This window comes from Micromonospora phytophila, from assembly GCF_023656545.1.
GTDB lineage: Bacteria > Actinomycetota > Actinomycetes > Mycobacteriales > Micromonosporaceae > Micromonospora > Micromonospora phytophila.
In genome coordinates this window covers 1-19968 of sequence record NZ_JAMOKF010000074.1, presented here as the reverse complement: position 1 = coordinate 19968, position 19968 = coordinate 1, and the positions used below count along the sequence as shown (strand labels likewise).

The following is a 19968-nucleotide window of genomic DNA, read 5'->3' as shown; positions in this document are numbered from 1 at the left end:
GGACCGGCAGCTCGGCCGCCCGGTGGCCGGCAAGACCGGCAGCTCCGAGCGGTACGAGACGGAGACCGTGGTCGCCTTCACCCCGCAGCTGGCGGTCGCCTCGATGGCCGCGAACCCGGACGATCCGAGGGACGCGGTGGGCCGGACGGTGCAGAACCAGCTGGTCGAGGCGGTCGGTGAGGTGCTCGCCTTCGCCCTGCGCGACCAGCCGGTCCGCGACTTCGTGCCGCCCAGCGAGGTGACCGCCCACCGGGTCACCGGGGAGCGGACCGGCAACTGAGGCGCCCCGGACGCCCGGACGGGGAACTGACCCGTCACGGGCGCCCGGACGGGTGCGGAAGTGTCACGGGCGCCGGGACGGGGCGCGGAGCCCGCTGGCCGTGTGCTCGGCGCCCCGGGCGATGTTGCGGGCCATGCCGCCGAAGACCACCGCGTGGAACGGCGCCACCGACCCCCAGTACGCGTGCCCGGCCAGGCCGCGCGGCAGGAACACCGCCCGCTGCTGGTATCGGCTGCGCCCGCCGTCGACCGGCAGTGCCCGCATCTCCAGCCACGCCCGGCCGGGCAGCCGCATCTCGGCGCGCAGCCGGAGCAGCTCGCCCGGGACGATCTCCTCCACCCGCCAGAAGTCCAGCGCCTCGCCGACCTGGAGGTGGTGCGGGTCGCGCCGCCCCCGGCGCAGCCCCACCCCGCCGATGAGCCGGTCCAGCCAGCCCCGCAGCGACCAGGCCAGCGGGAAGGAGTACCAGCCGTGCTCCCCGCCGACCCCCTCGATGACCCGCCAGAGGGCGTCCGGCGGCGCGTCCACCACCCGTTCGCGGACGTCGGTGTAGACCGTCCCGCCGGACCATTTCGGGTCGGTGGGCAGCGGTTCGGCGGGGGCGTCCGGCCCGCTCGCGGTCGACCAGCGGGTCTCCACCTCGGCGTCGCGGACCTTCGCCAGCGCCAACGCGACCGCCTCGTCGAAGCCGGTCAGCCCCTCGGGCGGGTCCGGGACGTACCGGGCGATGTCGTGCTCGTGGGCCATGGCCTCGTGGATCAGGCTCTCCACCAGCGGCCGGGCGATCGCGTTCGGCACCGGGGTGACCAGCCCGACCCAGTGCGAGGAGAGCGACGGGGTCAGCGCCCGCACCGGCACGATGATCCGCCGCGGTAGACCGGCCACCCGGGCGTAGCGCTGCATCATCTCGCCGAAGGTGAGCACGTCCGGTCCGCCGATGTCGAACCCGCGGTTGACCTCCGGCGGCAGGCCGGCGGACCCGACCAGGTAGCGCAGCACGTCGCGGACCGCGATCGGCTGGATCCGGTTGTGCACCCAGCGCGGGGTGACCATGGCCGGCAGCCGCTCGGTCAGGTAGCGCAGCATCTCGAACGAGGCCGAGCCCGACCCGATGATCACCGCCGCCCGGAGCACCGCCGTCGGCACGTCGCCGGCCAGCAGGATCCGTCCCACCTCGGCCCGGGAGCGCAGGTGCGGGGAGGGGACCTCGTCGTCATCCTTCGGCTGCGGGCCGCCCAGGTAGACGATCCGGCGTACGCCGGCGGCGCGGGCCGCGGCGGCGAAGTTGGTGGCGGCCTCCCGGTCGGCGGCCTCGAAGCCGGCCTGGCCGAGCGAGTGCACCAGGTAGTAGGCGACGTCCACGCCCGCGAACGCGGCCGGCAACGTCTCCGGTCTGCGCAGGTCGCCCTCGGCGATCTCGGCCTGCGCCGCCCACGGGACATCCCGCAGCCGGACGGCCTTGCGGGCCAGGCAGCGCACCGTGTGCCCCTCCACCAGCAGCCGGGGCGCGAGCCGCCCGCCGATGTAACCCGTCGCGCCGGTGACCAGGCATCTCACGGTCTCCAGTGTGCGGCCCAATAGACTCTGGCGCTGTGGACATCGCGAGGAGCACCTTCTGGGGGCCGGACTTCGACCAGCTCAGGGCGACCGACCCGGAGATCGCCGGAGTGGTGCTCGGCGAGCTTGACCGCCTCCGGGGCGGCCTGCAACTGATCGCCAGCGAGAACCTCACCTCGCCGGCGGTGCTGGCCGCGCTCGGCTCGACGCTGACCAACAAGTACGCCGAGGGCTATCCCGGCCGGCGCTACTACGGCGGCTGCGCCGAGGTGGACCGGGCCGAGGAGATCGGCATCGCCCGGGCCAGGGAGCTCTTCGGGGCCGAGCACGCCAACCTCCAGCCGCACTCGGGGGCGAGCGCCAACCTGGCCGCGTACGCGGCGCTGGTGCAGCCCGGGGACACCGTGCTCGCCATGGACCTGCCGCACGGCGGGCACCTGACCCACGGCAGCCGGGTGAACTTCTCCGGCAAGTGGTTCCACACCGTGGGCTACACCGTCCGCCCGGACACCGAGCTGATCGACTACGACGAGGTACGCGAGCTGGCCCTGGCGCACCGGCCGAAGATGATCATCTGCGGCGCGACGGCCTACTCCCGGCTGATCGACTTCGCCGTGTTCCGGGAAATCGCCGACGAGGTCGGCGCGTACCTGATGGTGGACGCGGCGCACTTCATCGGGCTGGTCGCCGGGAAGGCGATCCCGTCGCCGGTGCCGCACGCCGACGTCGTCTGCTTCACCACCCACAAGGTGCTGCGCGGTCCGCGCGGCGGCATGATCCTGTGCCGGGAGCCGCTGGCCCAGCGCATCGACAAGGCGGTCTTCCCGTTCACCCAGGGCGGCCCGCTGATGCACGCCGTCGCGGCCAAGGCCGTCGCGCTGCGCGAGGCCGCGCAGCCGGAGTTCCAGGCGTACGCCGCCCAGGTCGTCGAGAACGCGCAGGCGCTCGCCGCCGGGCTGGCCGAGGAGGGGATGCGCCCGGTCTCCGGCGGCACCGACACCCACCTGGCCCTGATCGACCTGCGCGAGGTCGGGGTGACCGGCGCGGCGGCCGAGGCGCGCTGCGACGCCGCCACCATCACGCTGAACAAGAACGCCATCCCGTACGACCCGCAGAAGCCGATGGTCGCCTCCGGCATCCGGGTCGGCACCCCGAGCGTGACGACCCAGGGCATGCGGGTTCCCCAGATGCGCCAGGTCGCCGGGCTGATCGCCCGGGCGGTGCGCACCGATCCGGCCGCCCCGGGCGGCGCCGACGCGCTGACCCGGATCGCCGCCGAGGTGGCCGAGCTGGTCGCCGAGTTCCCGGCGTACCCCCGTGGCTGAGCCCGGGGTGCGCCCGCCGGCGGCGACCGGGGTGGCCGACCGGCGCTGGCGGCTGCGGCACCTGCCGGTGCTGCTGGCCGCCACCGGCCTGCTGACGATGGGGGCCGCGCTGGTCGGCGCGCTGACCGGCGGCGCGCAGGCGGCGCTGGGCGCGGCGCTCGGCGTGGGCGTCACCGCGGCCAGCTACACGCTGACCACGGTGGTGCTGGCCTGGGCCGACTCGGTCAATCCGCAACTGGTGCTCCCGTTCGGCCTCGGCCTGTACGCGGCCAAGTTCACCCTGCTGGGCGTGGTGATGGCCGGCGTGGCGTCGACCGGCTGGGACGGGCTGGTCCCGCTCTGCCTCGGCATCGCCGCCGGCGTGGTGGTCTGGACCGCCGTGCACATCTGGTGGCTCACCACCGTGCACGCCCGCCGCTGACCCGCCCCGGGTGACCGCCCACGGCGGACGTGCCCGGGACGCGGAGTGGTCGTCCACGACGGACGTGCCTGCGGGGTTCGGGGTGGTCTCCGACGGCGGACATCGGCGACAACCACCAACGGACCCCTCGGGCGGCGCGGAAAATGTGTCGGGCAACGGTCATTTTCTGACTGGCGGAAGGGGAGTAGCGTGCCCACAGACGACCCTGCCCGCCAGACGCCCACACAACCACGGTTGTGCGGGGGGTGAGGCACAGCCTCGTCTTCTCGGCTGATATCGTTCGCCCCGTCATGGCTGGTGACCAAAACCCCCGACCCACCGGCGGCCCGGACGATGTTCCGCCCGGCGCCGGCCAGGGTTGGACCGCGCTCAGTTACCTGATCGCGGGCATGCTCGTCTGGGGCTTCGTCGGCTGGCTGGTCGACCAGTGGCTCGGTTCCGATGGCATCGCCACCGGGATCGGCGTCGTGCTCGGCATGGCCGGGGGAGTTTTCCTGGTCATCCGCAAGCTCGGCACGCCTACTTAGGAAGGGACGCGGTGTTCGGACAGGCGAACGTCCTGGCACAGGGCGAGGCAGCATTCCCACCCAGCGTGGAGGACTTCTACCTGCCCAGCATCCTGCCCTGGGGTGCGGAGAACTCGTACTGGTTCACCAAGATCACCGCGATGGTCTGGCTGGCCGTCGGCATCCTGGCGATCTACTTCCTGGTGAGCTACCGCAAGCCGCAGCTGGTGCCGACCAAGAAGCAGTGGATCGCCGAGTCGATCTACGGCTTCGTGCGGAACAACATCGCGGTCGACATGATCGGGCACGCGGGCGTGCGGTTCGCGCCGTACTTCACGACGCTGTTCTGCTTCATCGTGCTGACCAACTTCTTCGCGATCGTCCCCGGCTTCCAGATCTCGCCGAACTCGCACATCGCGTTCCCGGCGGTGCTCGCCGCGATCAGCTACGTGATGTTCATCTGGGTCGGCATCCGGCACCACGGCTTCGGCAAGTTCTTCAAGAACTCCCTGATCCCGCCGGCACCCTGGTACATCCTGCCGCTGCTGATCCCGATCGAGTTCTTCTCGAACTTCCTCGTCCGGCCGTTCTCGCTGGCCGTCCGTCTCTTCGCGAACATGTTCGCCGGCCACATGCTCCTGCTGGTCTTCACGCTCGGCGGCTTCGCGATGCTCAACGCGAGCGCCTGGTTCGCGCCGGTCTCGCTGCTGTCCTGGGTGATGACCGTGGCGCTGACCTTCCTCGAGTTCCTGGTCATCGTCCTGCAGGCCTACGTCTTCACCGTGCTGACCGCCAGCTACGTGCAGGGCGCGCTCGCCGAAGAGCACTGATCCACCTCGCACCAACCGTTGTCGTCCCGCGTGAGAGTCACGCGTGATAACCAGGAGGAACCCACTAATGGAGCTCATCGCCGCGGTAGAGGGCAGCACCGCCGCCATCGGCTACGGCCTTGCCGCCATCGGCCCGGGTATCGGCGTCGGCCTGGTCTTCGCCGCCTACATCCAGTCGACCGCCCGCCAGCCGGAGTCGTCGCGGATGACCCTGCCGTACGTCTGGATCGGCTTCGCCGTCATCGAGGCGCTCGCGCTGCTCGGCATCGCCTTCGGCTTCGTCTTCGGCTGAGCCGACCCCCTCGACCGGGAGGTTTCCCATGTTCCTGCTCGCCGCTGAAGGTGGTGAGTCGACGCACAACCCGATCCTGCCGATCTGGCAGGAGATCGTGGTCGGTGGCATCGCCTTCGCCGTTCTCTGCTTCGTGCTGATGAAGTTCGTCTTCCCCCGGATGGAGCAGACGTTCCAGGCGCGGGTCGACGCGATCGAGGGTGGCATCAAGCGTGCCGAGGCCGCCCAGGCCGAGGCCAACCAGCTCCTCGAGCAGTACCGGGCGCAGCTCGCCGAGGCGCGTACCGACGCCGCCAAGATCCGGGACGACGCCCGGGCCGACGCCGAGGGCATCCGGCAGGACGTCCTCGCCAAGGCGCGGGAGGAGTCCGACCGGATCATCGCGGCCGGCAAGGAGCAGCTCGCCGCCGAGCGGGCCACCATCGTGCGCGAGCTGCGCGCCGAGGTCGGCACCATCGCGGTGGACCTGGCCAGCAAGATCGTCGGGGAGTCCCTCGCCGACGAGGCGCGTCGCAAGGGCACCGTCGACCGGTTCCTGAGCGGTCTCGAGAGCGCGGGTACCCGCTGATGCAGGCCGCCAGCCGGGAGTCGTACAAGGTCGCGGCGGAGCACCTCGACACGTACGTCCGTGGCGCCCAGCCGTCGGCGGTGCTCTCCGCCGCCGACGGCCTGCTCTCCGTCGCCGCGCTGCTGCGGCGCGAGCCGCGGCTGCGCCGGGCGCTCTCCGAACCGGCTCGTTCCGGCGCGGACCGCGCCGGCCTCCTCGGCGACATGCTGCGCGGCAAGATCGACGCTGAGGCGCTCGACCTGCTCGCCTCGCTCGTCGCCGGCCGCTGGTCGGCACCGTCAGAACTGCTCGACGGGGCCGAGCGGCTGGGTGTGGAGGCGCTGCTCGCCGCGGCGGACGCCGCCGGTGAGCTGGGCGAGGTCGAGGACGAGCTGTTCCGCTTCGGTCAGGTGGTCTCGGGGCAGTCGGCGCTCTCCAACGCGCTGGCCGACCCGGTGGCTCCGATCCAGCGGCGGGCCGCACTGGCCCGCGAGCTGCTGGCCGGCAAGGCCCGCCCGGTCACCGTCCGCCTCGTCGAGGTGGCGTTGGGCGGGTTCGGGGGACGCTCCTTCTCCGGCGCGCTCACCCGGCTGGTCGAACTCGCCGCCGATCGGCGGGACCGGCAGGTGGCGTACGTGACAGTCGCGGCCCCGTTGAGTGACGAGGACGAGCGCCGACTGGGCGCGAGCCTCACCGCGATATACGGTCGAGAGGTTTCCGTCAAGCAGACGGTGGACCCCGAGGTCCTCGGCGGCGTGAGCGTGCGGGTCGGCTCCGACCTGTACGACGGCACCATCCTGCGCCGCCTCAACGAGACCCGCAACGCGCTCGCGAAGCGCTGAGCGGCACCGCCGCGCAGCGCCCCAGATAGACGCCATTCGGACCGGTCGGTACTAGGTATCCCGGGCCCCTGATACTTAAGGAAGCAGAGGATGGCCGAGCTGACCATCTCGACGGAGGAGATCCGCGGCGCCCTGGAGCGCTACGTCTCCTCCTACTCGTCCGACGTCTCCCGCGAGGAGGTCGGCACCGTCGCCGACACCGGCGACGGCATCGCCCACGTCGAGGGACTCCCCTCGACCATGACCAACGAGCTCCTGGAGTTCGAGGACGGCACGCTCGGCGTGGCGCTGAACCTCGACGTCCGGGAGATCGGTGTCGTCGTTCTCGGTGACTCCGACAAGCTGGAGGAGGGGCAGCGCGTCAAGCGCACGGAGCGGGTGCTCTCCGTGCCGGTCGGCGACGCCTTCCTCGGCCGCGTGGTCAACGCGCTCGCCCAGCCGATCGACGGGCTCGGCGACATCGCCAACGAGGGCTTCCGCGAGCTGGAGCTCCAGGCCCCGAACGTGATGGCCCGGCAGTCCGTCGACGAGCCGCTGCAGACCGGTATCAAGGCCATCGACGCGATGACCCCGATCGGCCGGGGCCAGCGGCAGCTGATCATCGGTGACCGGAAGACCGGCAAGACCACGGTCGCCCTGGACACCATCCTCAACCAGCGGGAAAACTGGCGCACCGGCGACCCGAAGAAGCAGGTCCGCTGCATCTACGTCGCCATCGGCCAGAAGGCCTCCACGATCGCCTCGATCAAGGGCATCCTGGAGGAGGCGGGCGCGATGGAGTACACCACCATCGTCGCCTCCCCGGCCTCCGACCCGGCCGGCTTCAAGTACCTCGCCCCCTACACCGGCTCGTCCATCGGGCAGCACTGGATGTACGGCGGCAAGCACGTCCTGATCGTCTTCGACGACCTGAGCAAGCAGGCCGAGGCGTACCGCGCCGTGTCGCTGCTGCTGCGTCGCCCGCCGGGCCGCGAGGCGTACCCGGGTGATGTCTTCTACCTGCACTCCCGCCTGCTGGAGCGCTGCGCGAAGCTCTCCGACGAGCTGGGTGGCGGCTCGATGACCGGTCTGCCGATCATCGAGACGAAGGCCAACGACATCTCGGCCTTTATCCCGACCAACGTCATCTCGATCACCGACGGCCAGATCTTCCTGGAGACCGACCTGTTCAACCAGGGCGTGCGGCCGGCGATCAACGTCGGTACCTCGGTCTCCCGGGTCGGCGGCGCCGCGCAGGTGAAGCCGATGAAGAAGGTCGCGGGTTCGCTGCGGCTCAACCTGGCCCAGTACCGCGAGCTGGAGGCGTTCGCCGCCTTCGCCTCCGACCTGGACCGGGCCTCCCGGGCCCAGTTGGACCGCGGTTCCCGCCTGGTCGAGCTGCTCAAGCAGCCGAACTACTCGCCGTTCCCGGTGCAGGAGCAGGTCGTCACGGTCTGGGCCGGCACCGAGGGCAAGCTGGACGACATCCCGGTGGGCGACGTCCGGCGCTTCGAGTCGGAGTTCCTGCAGTACCTGCGCCACAAGCACGAGGGTGTGCTGGCCGGGATCGCCGACAACCAGTGGGGCGACGACATCATCGCCTCCCTGGACGCGGCGATCACCGAGTTCAAGCAGCTCTTCCTCGGCAAGGCCGACGAGCGTCGGGTCAACGAGGCACCGGCGGCGCCGCTCGAGGGCGAGGAGAACCGCGAGACGGTGACCCGCTTCCGCGACGGCACGACCGACCGCCCGGCCGAGAGCTGATCCCGTGGCGGCCCAGGTACGCGTTCTTCGTCAACGGATCCGCTCGGCGAAGTCGATGAAGAAGATCACCAAGGCGATGGAGCTCGTGGCGACGAGCCGGATCGCCAAGGCCCAGGCCCGGGTGGAGGCGTCCCTGCCGTACGCCCGGGCCATCACCGGCGTGCTCACGGCGCTGGCGTCCAACGCCCGGATCGACCACCCGCTGCTCACCCCGCGCGAGCGGGTGCGGCGGGCGGGCGTCCTGTTGGTCACCAGCGACCGTGGCCTGGCCGGCGGCTACAGCTCCAACGCGATCCGGACCGCGGAGTCGCTGATCGCCCGGCTGCGCGCCGACGGCAAGGAGCCGGTGCTCTACGTCATCGGGCGCAAGGGCGTCGGGTTCTACCGGTTCCGTGACCGGCCGATCGAGGCCAACTGGACCGGGTTCAGCGAGCAGCCGTCGTTCGCCGACGCCCGCACGGTGGGCGAGACGCTGATCAAGGCGTTCTCGGCCGGTGCGGACGACGTCGACGGCGGCGCCGGGGCGGACGGGGTGCTCGGCATCGACGAGCTGCACATCGTCTACACCGAGTTCCACTCGTTGATGACCCAGACCCCGGTCGCCAAGATCATCGGTCCGATGCAGGTCGAGGACCGGCCGCGCTCCGAGGGGCTGCTGCCGGCGTACGAGTTCGAGCCGGAGGCGGAGGCGCTGCTCGACGCGCTGCTGCCGAAGTACATCAACACGCGGATCTACGCGGCGTTGATCGAGTCGGCGGCCAGCGAGTCGGCGGCTCGGCGGCGGGCGATGAAGAGCGCCACCGACAACGCCGAAGACATGATCGAGAAGTACACGCGTGAGATGAACTCGGCCCGCCAGGCCGGCATCACCCAGGAGATCAGCGAGATCGTCGGCGGCGCCAACGCGCTCGCCGCGTCGGGAAGTGAAGTGTGATGACTGCCCCAGTAGAGACCAAGACGGCCACGGGTCGCGTGGTCCGGGTCATCGGCCCGGTCGTCGACGCCGAGTTCCCGCGCGACGCCATGCCGGCCCTGTTCAACGCCCTGCACGTGAACGTGAACCTTTCCGGCGGTGAGAAGAAGCTGACCCTGGAGGTCGCCCAGCACCTGGGTGACAACATGATCCGCGCCATCTCGATGCAGCCGACCGACGGTCTGGTCCGCGGCTCGGAGGTGCGCGACACCGGCTCCGGGATCACCGTTCCGGTGGGCGACGCGGTCAAGGGCCACGTGTTCAACGCGATCGGCGAGGTCCTCAACCTCACCGAGGGTGAGACGCTCACCCCGGACGACCACTGGCAGATCCACCGCAAGGCCCCGGCCTTCGCGGACCTGGAGCCGAAGACCGAGATGCTGGAGACCGGCATCAAGGTCATCGACCTGCTCGCCCCGTACGTCAAGGGCGGCAAGATCGGCCTGTTCGGTGGCGCGGGCGTGGGCAAGACGGTGCTCATCCAGGAGATGATCACCCGTGTGGCCCGCAACTTCGGTGGCACCTCGGTCTTCGCCGGCGTGGGTGAGCGCACCCGTGAGGGCAACGACCTCATCGCCGAGATGACCGAGTCCGGCGTCATCGACAAGACCGCGCTGGTCTACGGCCAGATGGACGAGCCGCCGGGCACCCGGCTGCGGGTCGCCCTCTCCGCGCTGACCATGGCGGAGTACTTCCGGGACGTCAAGAAGCAGGAGGTGCTGCTCTTCATCGACAACATCTTCCGCTTCACCCAGGCCGGCTCCGAGGTCTCCACCCTGCTCGGCCGGATGCCGAGCGCGGTGGGTTACCAGCCGACCCTGGCCGACGAGATGGGCCAGCTCCAGGAGCGGATCACCTCCGTCCGGGGCCAGGCCATCACCTCGATGCAGGCGATCTACGTGCCGGCGGACGACTACACCGACCCCGCTCCGGCCACCACGTTCGCCCACCTGGACGCGACCACCAACCTGGAGCGGTCGATCTCCGACAAGGGCATCTACCCGGCCGTGGACCCGCTGGCGTCCTCGTCCCGGATCCTCGCCCCGGAGTTCGTCGGCGAGGAGCACTTCCAGGTCGCCACCGAGGTGAAGCGGATCCTGCAGCGCTACAAGGACCTGCAGGACATCATCGCCATCCTCGGCATCGAGGAGCTCTCCGAGGAAGACAAGATCACCGTGGCCCGGGCCCGGCGGATCGAGCGCTTCCTGTCGCAGAACACCTACGCGGCGGAGCAGTTCACCGGCGTGCCGGGCTCGACGGTCCCGATCAGCGAGACCATCGAGGCGTTCAAGAAGATCAGCGAGGGCGAGTACGACCACTTCCCCGAGCAGGCCTTCTTCATGTGCGGCGGTCTGGAGGACCTGGAGCGCAAGGCAGCGGAGCTGATGAAGGACTGACCTGTCAGCCCTCGATGAAAAGGTCGCCCCGGCACTGCCGGGGCGACCTTTTCGTTCATCTGGGGGCCCTATGATGCCCCTGGCCCGGCTCCGCAGGTCGGCGATCATGCCGAACGCGAGGTACCGTCGACCCGCGCGCTCACCGGGATGAGCGCCGGTCAATGCAACCATTCGGCTGCGTGCGCCCGTCTCCTGATCGTGGGCGTAACGAACGGAGATGATCGTGGGTAAGGCCGGCAAGGGCGGCGGGAAGCCGTCCGTGTGGTCGGGAGTGCCGCGCTGGGCCCGGGTGTGCACCGTGTTCGGTGCCGTCCTGATGCTGCTCAGCGGTGCGGTGCTGGTCGGCGTCGAGGCGCTGATGGCCCGCTACGAGGGGGCGGTGGGCAAGGCCGACCTCTTCGGCGACCAGGCGGCGGGCGCCCGGGAGCGCAAGAGCGACATCAAGGGCCCGCTCAATATCCTGCTGGTGGGCATCGACCCGCGCAACCCGGAGACGCCGCCGCTGGCCGACTCGATCATGGTGCTGCACGTGCCGGCCGAGATGGACCGGGCGTACCTCTTCTCGATGCCCCGCGACCTCTATGTGGAGATCCCGACGTTCAACAAGGCCGGCTTCGGCGGCGGCAACGACAAGCTGAACGCGGCGATGTCGTACGGCAGCCGGGTGGCGGGGCAGAACCCGGACGCCGCGCGCGGCTTCGAGTTGCTGGCGATGACGGTGCAGAACGCGACCGGCATCAAGCGCTTCGACGCCGGCGCGATCATCAACTTCAGCGGGTTCCAGAAGATCGTCGACGCGATGGGCGGCGTCGACATGTACATCGAGCGGGAGGTCCGCTCCGAGCACCGGGAGCCGGACGGCAAGCACCGCAAGGGCAACCCGAACGGCGAGGGCTACGTCGGGCGGCAGGCGGTCTACAAGAAGGGCAACCAGCACCTCAAGGGCTGGCAGGCGCTGGACTACGTTCGCCAGCGCTACCCGAAGAACGGCGTGCCGGATGGCGACTACGGCCGGCAGCGGCACCAGCAGCAGTTCGTCAAGGCGATGGCGGGCCAGGCGCTCAGCGCCGACGTAGTGACCAACCCGGTCAAGCTCGACAAGGTGCTGCGGGCGGCCGGTCAGTCGCTGATCTTCAATGGCCGCGGCAACAGCGTGATCGACTTCGGGATCGCGCTGAAGAACATCCGTCCGGAGACGATCCAGATGATCAAGCTGCCGGGTGGCTCGCTGATGGAGAACGGCAAGTACCGGGGTGAGCGGTTCGACCCGGCGGTGGAGGACTTCTTCGCCGCGCTGCACAAGGAGCAGTTGGACGCGTTCCTGCTGGAGCACCCGGAGTTCCAGAACAAGTCCAAGTAGCAGTGTCGCAGCTCTCCCCACCCGCGTTGGGGACGCGGCGGGTGCAAGACTAGACTTTGGCAATCCGCCGCCGCAGCAAGGAGACAGCGTGGCACAGCAGCTTCACGTCGAGCTCGTAGCCGTCGAGGAGAAGGTCTGGTCCGGCGAGGCCGAGATGGTCGTCGCCCGCACGACCGAGGGTGAGCTGGGTGTGCTGCCGGGGCACGCGCCCCTGCTCGGCCAGCTCGCCGAGCCCGGCCAGGTACGCATCAAGCTCCCCGGTGGCGAGCAGGTCTCCTACGAGGTCGCCGGTGGCTTCCTCTCGGTGAGCGACCAGGGCGTCATCGTGCTGGCCGAGAGCGCCACCCCGGTGTCCGCCGCACAGAGCCGCTGAGCCGACCCGCCGATGGAGATCGTCGAAGGGATCGGAATCGGCTTCGCCGTGATCCTCGGCGCGATTCTGTTCCTCTTCATCCGGCGGGCCCTGGTCACTCGCAGCGGTGGCATCATCCGGTTGAGCGTCCGGACCACCACCATGCTCGACGGCCGCGGCTGGGCACCCGGCTTCGGCCGCTTCGTCGGCGACGAACTCCGCTGGTACCGGATGTTCAGCTTCGCCCTGCGGCCCGGGCTGGTGCTCTCCCGCAAGGGCCTGGCGGTGGAGCGACGGCGCCTGCCCGAGGGGCAGGAACGCTTTTCGATGCCCGCCGACTGGGTCATTCTCCGCTGTACCAGTCACCACGCTCCGGTGGAGATCGCCATGGCGCGGTCCACGGTCACCGGCTTTCTCTCCTGGCTCGAGGCCGCCCCTCCGGGGGCGGTCTCGCCGCGTCTGGCCTCCCAGGACTGGCCGGCCGCCTGAACCCCGCCCCGCCCGCGGTGGTCCGCGCGCCCGGCGGGTGTCCCGCCGGTCCCTTTGCTCTGCATACGCGGATGCACCACCGGCTGTCGGGCTGACTGGGCGCGATCCGGCGTGATGCGTGCGCGGCGGCTGTCCCGGTGGTCCCTTTGCTCTGCTTCCTGGACGCACCACCGGCTGTCGGGCTAACTCGGCGCGGTCCGGCGTGGGCGTGCGCGGTGGGTGTCCCGCCGGTCCCTTTGCTCTGCTTCCTGGACGCACCACCGGCTGTCGGGCTAACTCGGCGCGGTCCGGCGTGGGCGTGCGCGGTGGGTGTCCCGCCGGTCCCTTTGCTCTGCTTCCCTGGACGCACCACCGGCTGTCGGCTGACTCGGCGCGGTCCGGCGTGAGGCGTGTGCCAGGCGGGTGCCCCGCCGGCCCCTCTGCTCTGCTTCCACGGACGCACCACCCGCCGTGCGCTGTCCGCACAGCGGGTGGTGCGTGGAGGTAAGCAGAGCAAAGGGCGCGCGACAGGGTTCCCGGCGCGGGCTCAGGGGAGCCCGGCGACCAGTTCGACCTCGTAACCCTGGCTGTCGGTGAGGTAGGCGGCGTAGGTCTGCGGGCCGCCGGTCCGGCGTGCGGGTGGCGGTCCGGGAAGAGCGGCGTTCAGATCGGGCACCCAGACCTCGACGTGGTGCAGCGCGCCGGTGGTCAGCGACTACCGCCCGGCACCCATAGCACATCTCCGTCCGGATTTGCCGTTCTTGACAGGATAAAGAGCAGATCGGAAAGCCGGTTGAGATACTTTGCCGGGAGAGAGCTGGTCCGATCAGGGTCGTGCGCGACCAGGGCCCACGCCGCACGCTCGGCGCGTCGGGCGATCGTCCGCGCCACGTGCAGCAGCGCCGCGCCCGCGGTGCCGCCGGGGAGGATGAAGGAGTCGAGCTTGCTCAGGCGTGCGTTGTACTCGTCGCACCACCCCTCGAGGCGCTCGACGTACTCCTCGGTGACCCGCAGCGGCGGGTATTTCGGGTCCGGCTCGACCGGGGTGGCGAGGTCGGCCCCGACGTCGAACATGTCGTTCTGGATCGACCCCAGCACCGCCCGCAGCTCCGCGTCGAGCTGCCCAAGGGCGAGGGCCACGCCGATCGCGGCGTTGCACTCGTCGACGTCCGCGTACGCGGCGATCCGTGGATCGGTCTTCGGCACCTGTTCGTTGTTGCTCAGCCTGGTCATGCCGGCGTCGCCGGCCTTGGTGTAGATGCGCGTGAGGTGGACGGCCATGACGCACAGCCTACGGATACCGGACCTGACGATCCCGGCACGCCCGGACACCGCCGCCGGCTGGCCGGCCGCGGTGGGCCCCGGTCACGCCGGTGATCCGACGGTCAACGACGTCGACGTCATCCGGGTACGCGGCGACGCGCGGCTGGCCGGCACGGTGCACGTGGTCGGCGCGAAGAACTCGGCGTTGAAGCTGATGGCCGCCGCCCTGCTCGCCCCGGGCCGCAGCGTGATCACCAACGTCCCGCGGATCACCGACATCGCGATCATGGGCGAGGTGCTGCGTCGGCTCGGCTGCGGCGTACGGTTCGACGCCGACGACCCGGTGGACCCGATGGTCGCGCAGGGCGGGGTGGCCCGGTCCCGGTCGATCACCATCGACGTGCCCGACCGCCCCGGCACCGACGCCGACTACGACCTGGTACGCCGGCTGCGCGCGTCGATCTGCGTGCTCGGCCCGCTGCTCGCCCGCCGGGGGTACGTGCGGGTGGCCCATCCCGGTGGGGACGCGATCGGCTCGCGGGGCCTGGACATGCACATCTCCGGGCTGACCCGGATGGGCGCCGAGATCTCCGGCGAGCACGGCTTCGTGATCGCATCCGCGCCGCGGGGGCTGCACGGCGCGGAGATCACGCTCGACTTCCCGAGCGTCGGGGCGACGGAGAACCTGGTCATGGCGGCGGTGCTGGCCCACGGGCCGAGTGTGATCGACAATGCCGCGCGGGAGCCGGAGATCGTCGACATCTGCACCATGCTCAACCAGATGGGGGCGCGGATCTCCGGCGCCGGCACCTCCACCCTGCACATCGAGGGGGTGCCCGGGCTGCGACCGGTGCGGCACGCCACGGTGGGGGACCGGATCGTCGCCGGCACCTGGGCCTTCGGCGCGGCGATGACCCGGGGCGACGTCACGGTGACCGGGGTGGACCCGGCGTTCCTGGAGGTCGCGCTGGACAAGGTGGTCGCCGCCGGTGGCCTGGTGGAGACCCGGGGCGGCGCCTTCCGCGTCCGGATGGACGACCGGCCCACGGCGGTGGACGTGGTCACGCTGCCTTATCCGGGCTTCGCCACCGACCTGCTGCCGATGGCGATCGGGTTGGCCGCGGTCAGCGACGGCGCCTCGCTGATCACCGAGAACATCTTCGACGGCCGGTTCATGTTCGTGAACGAGATGATGCGCCTCGGCGCGGACATCAAGACCGACGGCCACCACGCGGTGGTCCGCGGCCGGGACCAGCTCTCCGGCGCCCCGGTACGCGCGACCGATATCCGCGCCGGCGCCGGGCTGATCATCGCGGGGCTCTGCGCGGAGGGGATCACCGAGGTCTCCCACGTGTACCACGTCGACCGGGGCTACCCCGACTTCGTTGCCGACCTGCGGGCGCTCGGCGTGGAGGTGGAACGGGGCACCGCGCGGGAGGCCCCGGAACTCTCCATCTGAGGGCCTTAGCCGTCGTTCAGGCTCGCCGACTAGGGTGCTGACAGACACTCAATCGCAGCGAGGGAGAAGCAGATGGCGGGTCGACTCGCGGTTGTCGGTGCCGGGCTGATGGGCTCGGGCATCGCCCAGGTGGCGGCGCAGGCGGGCTGGCAGGTGACGCTGCGGGACCTGGACGACGCGGCCACCAAGCGGGGCGTGGACGGCATCCGGAAGTCGCTGGAGAAGTTCGCCGAGAAGGGGAAGATCGAGGCGTCCGAGGTCGAGGCGGCGCTGGGCCGGATCACCCCGACCACCGATCTGGAGGCGGTCGCCGACGCGGACATCGTCGTCGAGGCGGTCTTCGAGCGGCTGGAGATCAAGCACGAGGTGTTCCGCGCGCTGGACAAGATTTGCAAGTCCGACGCGGTTCTGGCCACGAACACCTCGGCCATCCCGGTGACGCAGATCGCCGCGGTGACCGAGCGTCCCGAGGCGGTCGTCGGCACCCACTTCTTCTCGCCGGTGCCCATGATGAAGCTCTGCGAGCTGGTCCGCGGCTACAAGACCAGCGACGAGACCCTGGCGACGGTGAAGGCGTTCGCCGAGGAGATCGGCAAGACGGTCGTGGTGGTCAACCGGGACATCGCCGGCTTCGTCACCACCCGGCTGATCTCGGCGCTGGTCGTCGAGGCGGTCAAGCTGGTCGAGTCGGGCGTGGTCTCGGCGGAGGACCTGGACACCGCCTGCCGGCTCGGCTTCGGCCACGCCATGGGCCCGCTGGCCACCACCGACCTGACCGGCGTGGACGTGCTGCTGCACGCCTCGAAGAACATCTACACCGACACCGCCGACGAGAAGTTCTTCCCGCCGGAGCTGCTCCAGCGCATGGTCACGGCCGGCGACCTGGGCCGCAAGACCGGCAAGGGCTTCTACTCGTACTGAGCCGCCCGGTCCTGCTCGGCGCGGTACCGGCGACGTCGCGGCTCAAGGCCCGACGTCGCCGGTACCGGGGCGCTCAGCCGTCGCGCTTGGTCGTCCAGCGGAAGGTGGTCAGGCAGAGCACCAGGCCGATCACGCACCACGCCGTCAGCACCAGGGCGACCCGGCCCAGCTCGAAGGAGCCGGCCGGCTCCTGGCCGCCGAAGCCCTCCGGAAGGAAGACCGAGCGCAGCCCCTGGCACATCCACTTCAGCGGGAAGAGCGCCGCCACCTGCTGCATCCAGCCCGGCAGCTCGGTGAAGACGAAGAACACCCCGGAGATGAACTGGAGCACCAGCGCCACCGGGGTGACCACGGCCGAGCCGCTGCGCGCGGTGCGGGCCAGGGACGAGATGGCGATCCCGCAGAGCGTGCAGGCGGTCACCCCGAGCACGGACACCCAGCCGAAGGTGAGCCACCTGGCGGTGGTGGCGGGCAGGTCCAGGTCGAACAGCGCCACCGAGACGGCGAGCAGCAGGGCGGTCTCCGCGACGCCGATCGCCACGACCATCAGCACCTTGCCGGCGAAGTAGACCCACTTCGGCATCGGCGTGCCCCGGTAGCGCTTGAGCACGCCCCGGTCCCGCTCGATCGGGATCCAGATGCCGAGGTTCTGGAAGCTCACCGTCATCAGGCCGGCCGCGATCATGCCGGTGATGAAGTACTGGGTGTACCGCACGCCCGGCGCGATCTCGTCTGTGAAGATCGACGCGAAGATCAGGATCATGATCACCGGGAAACCCATCGTGAAGACGACGGACTCCCGGCTGCGCAGGAACTGGGTGATCTCCAGGCGGCCCTGCCGCAGGCCGAGGGCGACCGGGCCGAGCCGGCGGGCCGCCGCCCCGGTGCTCGTCGTGGCCGGCTTCGTGGTGGTGGTCATGCGTGTCCGATCATCCGGAGGTAGACGTCTTCCAGGGTCGGCCGGGCCACCGTCAGGCCCGGGACCTCGCCGCCGAAGCGCGCGGCCAGCTCCGCCACCAGCGCCGTCGGCGTCGCGCTCTCCGCGGTCCGCACCACCCCCTCGGGCGTACGCCAGGAGACCGTGGCCAGCGCCTCCTGCCGGTTGCCGAGCCGGTGGGGCGCGGCCACCTCGACCAGCCGGCCGGCGGAGATCACCCCGACCCGGTCGGCGAGCGCCTCGGCCTCGTCGAGGTAGTGGGTGGTGAGCACGATGGTGGTGCCGGCGGCGGCCAGGTCCCGGATCAGCTCCCAGAACTCGCGGCGGGCCTCCGGGTCGAAGCCGGTGGTCGGCTCGTCGAGGAAGAGCAGCTCGGGGCGGCCGATGATGCCCAGCGCCACGTCCAGCCGGCGCTTCTGCCCGCCGGAGAGGGTGTGCGTACGAGCCTTCGCCTTGCCGGCCAGCCCCACCCGCTCGATGACCTTGTCGGGGTCGTCGGCGGCGGCGTAGAAGCCGGAGAAGTGGCGCAGCACCTCGGCGACGGTCAGCTCGTCGAACTCGCCGGTCCCCTGGAGCACGATGCCGACCCGGGAGCGCCAGTCCGCGGCCGGCCGGGCCGGGTCGCTGCCGAGCACCGACACCTCGCCGGCGTCGCGCCGGCGGTAGCCCTCCAGGATCTCCACCGTGGTGGTCTTGCCGGCGCCGTTCGGGCCGAGCAGGGCGAACACCTCGCCCCGGTGGACGTCGAGGTCCACGCCCGCCACCGCGACGTTGTCCCCGTACGCCTTGCGCAGCCCCCGGACGGAGATCGCGAGCTCGTCATCCATGCCGTCCAGTGTGCGACCTGGGACGCCGTTGCGGCGGCCCGGGGTGTGGTGGTGTCGGCCATGTCGCGCCGGCCGTGCCCGGTGGTCCGCTCCATGGACCTGTGTGGTTTTCCACAGCCCGTTTTACTGAACGGTAACTTAAACTCCGGCCATGGACGAGAAGGCACTCCCTGGCCGGCTGCCGGAGCGCGACCGCCCCTGGGTGATGCGCACGTACGCCGGGCACTCCTCCGCCGCGGCCACGAACGCGCTTTTCCGGCGCAACCTGGCCAAGGGTCAGACCGGTCTGTCGGTCGCCTTCGACCTGCCGACGCAGACCGGCTACGACCCCGACCACGAGCTCGCCGCCGGCGAGGTCGGCCGGGTCGGGGTGCCGGTGGCGCACCTGGGCGACATGCGGGCCCTCTTCGACGGCATCCCGCTGGCCGACATGAACACGTCCATGACCATCAACGCGCCGGCGATGTGGCTGCTCGCCCTCTACGGCACGGTCGGCGTCGAGCAGGGCGCCGAGCTGGCCCGCTGCGCCGGCACCACGCAGAACGACATCATCAAGGAGTACCTCTCCCGGGGGACGTACATCTTCCCGCCGGCCGCGTCGCTGCGGCTGACCGCCGACGTCATCGCGTACACGCTGCGGGAGATGCCGCGCTGGAACCCGGTGAACATCTGCTCGTACCACCTCCAGGAGGCCGGTGCGACGCCGGTGCAGGAGGTCGGGTTCGCGCTCTCCACCGCGGTCGCGGTGCTCGACGCGGTCCGTGACTCCGGCCAGGTGCCGGCGGAGCGGATGGGCGACGTGGTGCAGCGGATCTCCTTCTTCGTCAACGCCGGGGTGCGCTTCGTCGAGGAGATCGCCAAGATGCGGGCCTTCGGCGCGCTCTGGGACGAGATCACCCGTGAGCGGTACGGCGTCGAGAACCCGAAGCAGCGCCGCTTCCGCTACGGCGTGCAGGTCAACTCGCTCGGCCTGACCGAGGCGCAGCCGGAGAACAACATCCAGCGGATCGTGCTGGAGATGCTCGGCGTGACGTTCTCCCGGGACGCCCGGGCCCGCGCGGTGCAGTTGCCCGCCTGGAACGAGGCGCTGGGCCTGCCCCGCCCGTGGGACCAGCAGTGGTCGCTGCGGATGCAGCAGGTGCTCGCGTACGAGTCGGACCTGCTCGAATACCCCGACCTGTTCGAGGGCTCGCACGTGATGACCGGGCTGGTCGACGAGATCGTCACCGGGGCCCGGGTCGAGCTGGACAAGGTGCTGGAGATGGGCGGGGTGGTCGCCGCCGTCGAGTCCGGCTACCTGAAGAGCGCGCTGGTCGCCTCGCTGGCCGAGCGCCGCCGCCGGATGGAGTCCGGCGCCGACGTGGTGGTCGGCGTCAACCGGTTCACCGAGACCGAGCCGTCGCCGCTGACCGCGGCCGGCGCCGAGGCGGTCGAGCAGGTCGACCCGGCGGTGGAGGCGGCCGCCATCGCCTCCGTACGCGAATGGCGGGCCGGCCGGGACGACGCCGCGGTCGACGCGGCGCTGGCCGGGCTGCGCGCGGACGCCGCGACCACGACGAACCTGATGCCGGCGACGATGGAGTGCGTGCGCGCCGGGGTGACCACCGGCGAGTGGGCCGGAGCGCTGCGCCAGGTCTTCGGCGAGTACCGGGCGCCGACCGGGCTGGC

General features: G+C 70.9%; 21 protein-coding genes and 1 pseudogene. 17 read left to right on the top strand and 5 right to left on the bottom strand.

Features of this window, described 5'->3' with window-relative positions; translation table 11 throughout:
* Positions 1-280 (top strand): annotated as a pseudogene (locus NCC78_RS12345) (transglycosylase domain-containing protein); the annotation flags it as partial.
* Between the two features lie 63 nt (positions 281-343).
* Here NCC78_RS12345 and NCC78_RS12340 read toward each other — a convergent pair.
* On the bottom strand, positions 344-1837 hold the full coding sequence (locus NCC78_RS12340) for an SDR family oxidoreductase (protein ID WP_250794537.1): 1494 nt from the start codon (positions 1835-1837) through the stop codon (positions 344-346).
* 35 nt (positions 1838-1872) lie between these two features.
* Here NCC78_RS12340 and glyA point away from each other — a divergent pair, with 35 nt between their 5' ends.
* The 13 genes from glyA (at position 1873) to NCC78_RS12275 (ending at position 12914) form a co-directional block, all read left to right on the top strand.
* The gene (glyA, locus tag NCC78_RS12335; RefSeq protein WP_250794535.1) at positions 1873-3162 is read left to right on the top strand and encodes a serine hydroxymethyltransferase; all 1290 of its coding nucleotides are present in this window, start codon (positions 1873-1875) and stop codon (positions 3160-3162) included.
* Positions 3155-3583 (top strand): hypothetical protein, encoded by a 429-nt coding sequence (locus tag NCC78_RS12330; protein WP_250794533.1) that lies wholly within the window; start codon positions 3155-3157, stop codon positions 3581-3583. The genes glyA and NCC78_RS12330 overlap by 8 nt, the downstream gene beginning before the upstream one ends.
* A 290-nt stretch (positions 3584-3873) precedes the next feature.
* Positions 3874-4110 carry an AtpZ/AtpI family protein gene (locus NCC78_RS12325; protein WP_250794531.1) on the top strand — a complete coding sequence of 79 codons (237 nt, stop codon included), beginning with the start codon at positions 3874-3876 and terminating at the stop codon, positions 4108-4110.
* Between the two features lie 11 nt (positions 4111-4121).
* Complete coding sequence (gene atpB, locus NCC78_RS12320) at positions 4122-4919, top strand: F0F1 ATP synthase subunit A (RefSeq protein WP_250794529.1); 798 nt, start codon at positions 4122-4124, stop codon at positions 4917-4919.
* Positions 4920-4986: 67 nt separating this feature from the next.
* Entirely contained in the window at positions 4987-5211 is a 225-nt protein-coding gene (locus NCC78_RS12315) for an ATP synthase subunit C-like protein (RefSeq protein WP_250794528.1), read from the top strand.
* A gap of 28 nt (positions 5212-5239) precedes the next feature.
* Entirely contained in the window at positions 5240-5779 is a 540-nt protein-coding gene (locus NCC78_RS12310; RefSeq protein ID WP_250794526.1) for a F0F1 ATP synthase subunit B, read from the top strand.
* Positions 5779-6600, top strand: a complete 822-nt coding sequence (locus tag NCC78_RS12305) for a F0F1 ATP synthase subunit delta (protein ID WP_250794524.1) — start codon at positions 5779-5781, stop codon at positions 6598-6600. Before NCC78_RS12310 ends, NCC78_RS12305 begins: the two co-directional genes overlap by 1 nt.
* 90 nt (positions 6601-6690) lie before the next feature.
* Entirely contained in the window at positions 6691-8343 is a 1653-nt protein-coding gene (gene atpA / locus NCC78_RS12300) for a F0F1 ATP synthase subunit alpha (RefSeq protein WP_250794522.1), read from the top strand.
* Positions 8344-8347: 4 nt separating this feature from the next.
* Positions 8348-9277 carry a F0F1 ATP synthase subunit gamma gene (locus NCC78_RS12295; protein WP_250794520.1) on the top strand — a complete coding sequence of 310 codons (930 nt, stop codon included), beginning with the start codon at positions 8348-8350 and terminating at the stop codon, positions 9275-9277.
* On the top strand, positions 9277-10713 hold the full coding sequence (gene atpD / locus NCC78_RS12290; protein ID WP_250794518.1) for a F0F1 ATP synthase subunit beta: 1437 nt from the start codon (positions 9277-9279) through the stop codon (positions 10711-10713). The genes NCC78_RS12295 and atpD overlap by 1 nt, the downstream gene beginning before the upstream one ends.
* Positions 10714-10930: 217 nt before the next feature.
* The gene (locus tag NCC78_RS12285) at positions 10931-12073 is read left to right on the top strand and encodes an LCP family protein (RefSeq protein WP_250794516.1); all 1143 of its coding nucleotides are present in this window, start codon (positions 10931-10933) and stop codon (positions 12071-12073) included.
* Between the two features lie 88 nt (positions 12074-12161).
* Positions 12162-12446, top strand: coding sequence for a F0F1 ATP synthase subunit epsilon (locus NCC78_RS12280; RefSeq protein ID WP_250794514.1), 285 nt, complete (start codon positions 12162-12164; stop codon positions 12444-12446).
* Positions 12447-12458: 12 nt separating this feature from the next.
* On the top strand, positions 12459-12914 hold the full coding sequence (locus NCC78_RS12275; protein ID WP_250794512.1) for a DUF2550 domain-containing protein: 456 nt from the start codon (positions 12459-12461) through the stop codon (positions 12912-12914).
* Between the two features lie 526 nt (positions 12915-13440).
* On the opposite strand, the gene NCC78_RS32055 is transcribed toward NCC78_RS12275, so the two are convergent.
* Positions 13441-13569 (bottom strand): hypothetical protein, encoded by a 129-nt coding sequence (locus tag NCC78_RS32055; protein WP_284706292.1) that lies wholly within the window; start codon positions 13567-13569, stop codon positions 13441-13443.
* 32 nt (positions 13570-13601) lie between these two features.
* Positions 13602-14174: a cob(I)yrinic acid a,c-diamide adenosyltransferase gene (locus tag NCC78_RS12270; RefSeq protein WP_250794510.1), complete on the bottom strand. Its 573-nt coding sequence runs from the start codon at positions 14172-14174 to the stop codon at positions 13602-13604.
* On the opposite strand from NCC78_RS12270, the gene murA reads away from it, so the two are divergent.
* The gene (murA, locus tag NCC78_RS12265; RefSeq protein ID WP_250794508.1) at positions 14173-15615 is read left to right on the top strand and encodes a UDP-N-acetylglucosamine 1-carboxyvinyltransferase; all 1443 of its coding nucleotides are present in this window, start codon (positions 14173-14175) and stop codon (positions 15613-15615) included. The genes NCC78_RS12270 and murA overlap by 2 nt on opposite strands.
* A 72-nt stretch (positions 15616-15687) precedes the next feature.
* A complete protein-coding gene (locus NCC78_RS12260; RefSeq protein ID WP_250794507.1) occupies positions 15688-16536 on the top strand; it encodes a 3-hydroxyacyl-CoA dehydrogenase family protein in 849 nt (282 codons plus the stop codon).
* A gap of 73 nt (positions 16537-16609) precedes the next feature.
* Here NCC78_RS12260 and NCC78_RS12255 read toward each other — a convergent pair whose 3' ends face one another.
* Both NCC78_RS12255 and NCC78_RS12250 read right to left on the bottom strand, forming a co-directional pair.
* Positions 16610-17455: an ABC transporter permease gene (locus NCC78_RS12255; RefSeq protein ID WP_250794505.1), complete on the bottom strand. Its 846-nt coding sequence runs from the start codon at positions 17453-17455 to the stop codon at positions 16610-16612.
* A complete protein-coding gene (locus NCC78_RS12250) occupies positions 17452-18300 on the bottom strand; it encodes an ABC transporter ATP-binding protein (protein ID WP_250794503.1) in 849 nt (282 codons plus the stop codon). The genes NCC78_RS12255 and NCC78_RS12250 overlap by 4 nt, the downstream gene beginning before the upstream one ends.
* Before the next feature lie 151 nt (positions 18301-18451).
* Between NCC78_RS12250 and NCC78_RS12245 the strand changes: the two genes are divergently transcribed.
* Positions 18452-19968 (top strand): methylmalonyl-CoA mutase family protein (locus NCC78_RS12245; RefSeq protein ID WP_250794501.1); only part of this gene is annotated, 1517 nt, incomplete at its 3' end.

Excerpts from the sequence above, each read along its gene's own strand:
- NCC78_RS12325 (WP_250794531.1), top strand. The coding sequence starts at position 3,874 with ATGGCTGGTGACCAAAACCCCCGACCCACCGGCGGCCCGGACGATGTT.
- NCC78_RS12315 (WP_250794528.1), top strand. The coding sequence starts at position 4,987 with ATGGAGCTCATCGCCGCGGTAGAGGGCAGCACCGCCGCCATCGGCTAC.
- NCC78_RS12310 (WP_250794526.1), top strand. The coding sequence starts at position 5,240 with ATGTTCCTGCTCGCCGCTGAAGGTGGTGAGTCGACGCACAACCCGATC.
- NCC78_RS12305 (WP_250794524.1), top strand. The coding sequence starts at position 5,779 with ATGCAGGCCGCCAGCCGGGAGTCGTACAAGGTCGCGGCGGAGCACCTC.
- atpA (WP_250794522.1), top strand. The coding sequence starts at position 6,691 with ATGGCCGAGCTGACCATCTCGACGGAGGAGATCCGCGGCGCCCTGGAG.
- atpD (WP_250794518.1), top strand. The coding sequence starts at position 9,277 with ATGACTGCCCCAGTAGAGACCAAGACGGCCACGGGTCGCGTGGTCCGG.
- NCC78_RS12285 (WP_250794516.1), top strand. The coding sequence starts at position 10,931 with ATGATCGTGGGTAAGGCCGGCAAGGGCGGCGGGAAGCCGTCCGTGTGG.
- NCC78_RS12275 (WP_250794512.1), top strand. The coding sequence starts at position 12,459 with ATGGAGATCGTCGAAGGGATCGGAATCGGCTTCGCCGTGATCCTCGGC.
- murA (WP_250794508.1), top strand. The coding sequence starts at position 14,173 with ATGACGCACAGCCTACGGATACCGGACCTGACGATCCCGGCACGCCCG.
- NCC78_RS12270 (WP_250794510.1), bottom strand. The coding sequence starts at position 14,174 with ATGGCCGTCCACCTCACGCGCATCTACACCAAGGCCGGCGACGCCGGC.
- NCC78_RS12260 (WP_250794507.1), top strand. The coding sequence starts at position 15,688 with ATGGCGGGTCGACTCGCGGTTGTCGGTGCCGGGCTGATGGGCTCGGGC.
- NCC78_RS12255 (WP_250794505.1), bottom strand. The coding sequence starts at position 17,455 with ATGACCACCACCACGAAGCCGGCCACGACGAGCACCGGGGCGGCGGCC.
- NCC78_RS12250 (WP_250794503.1), bottom strand. The coding sequence starts at position 18,300 with ATGGATGACGAGCTCGCGATCTCCGTCCGGGGGCTGCGCAAGGCGTAC.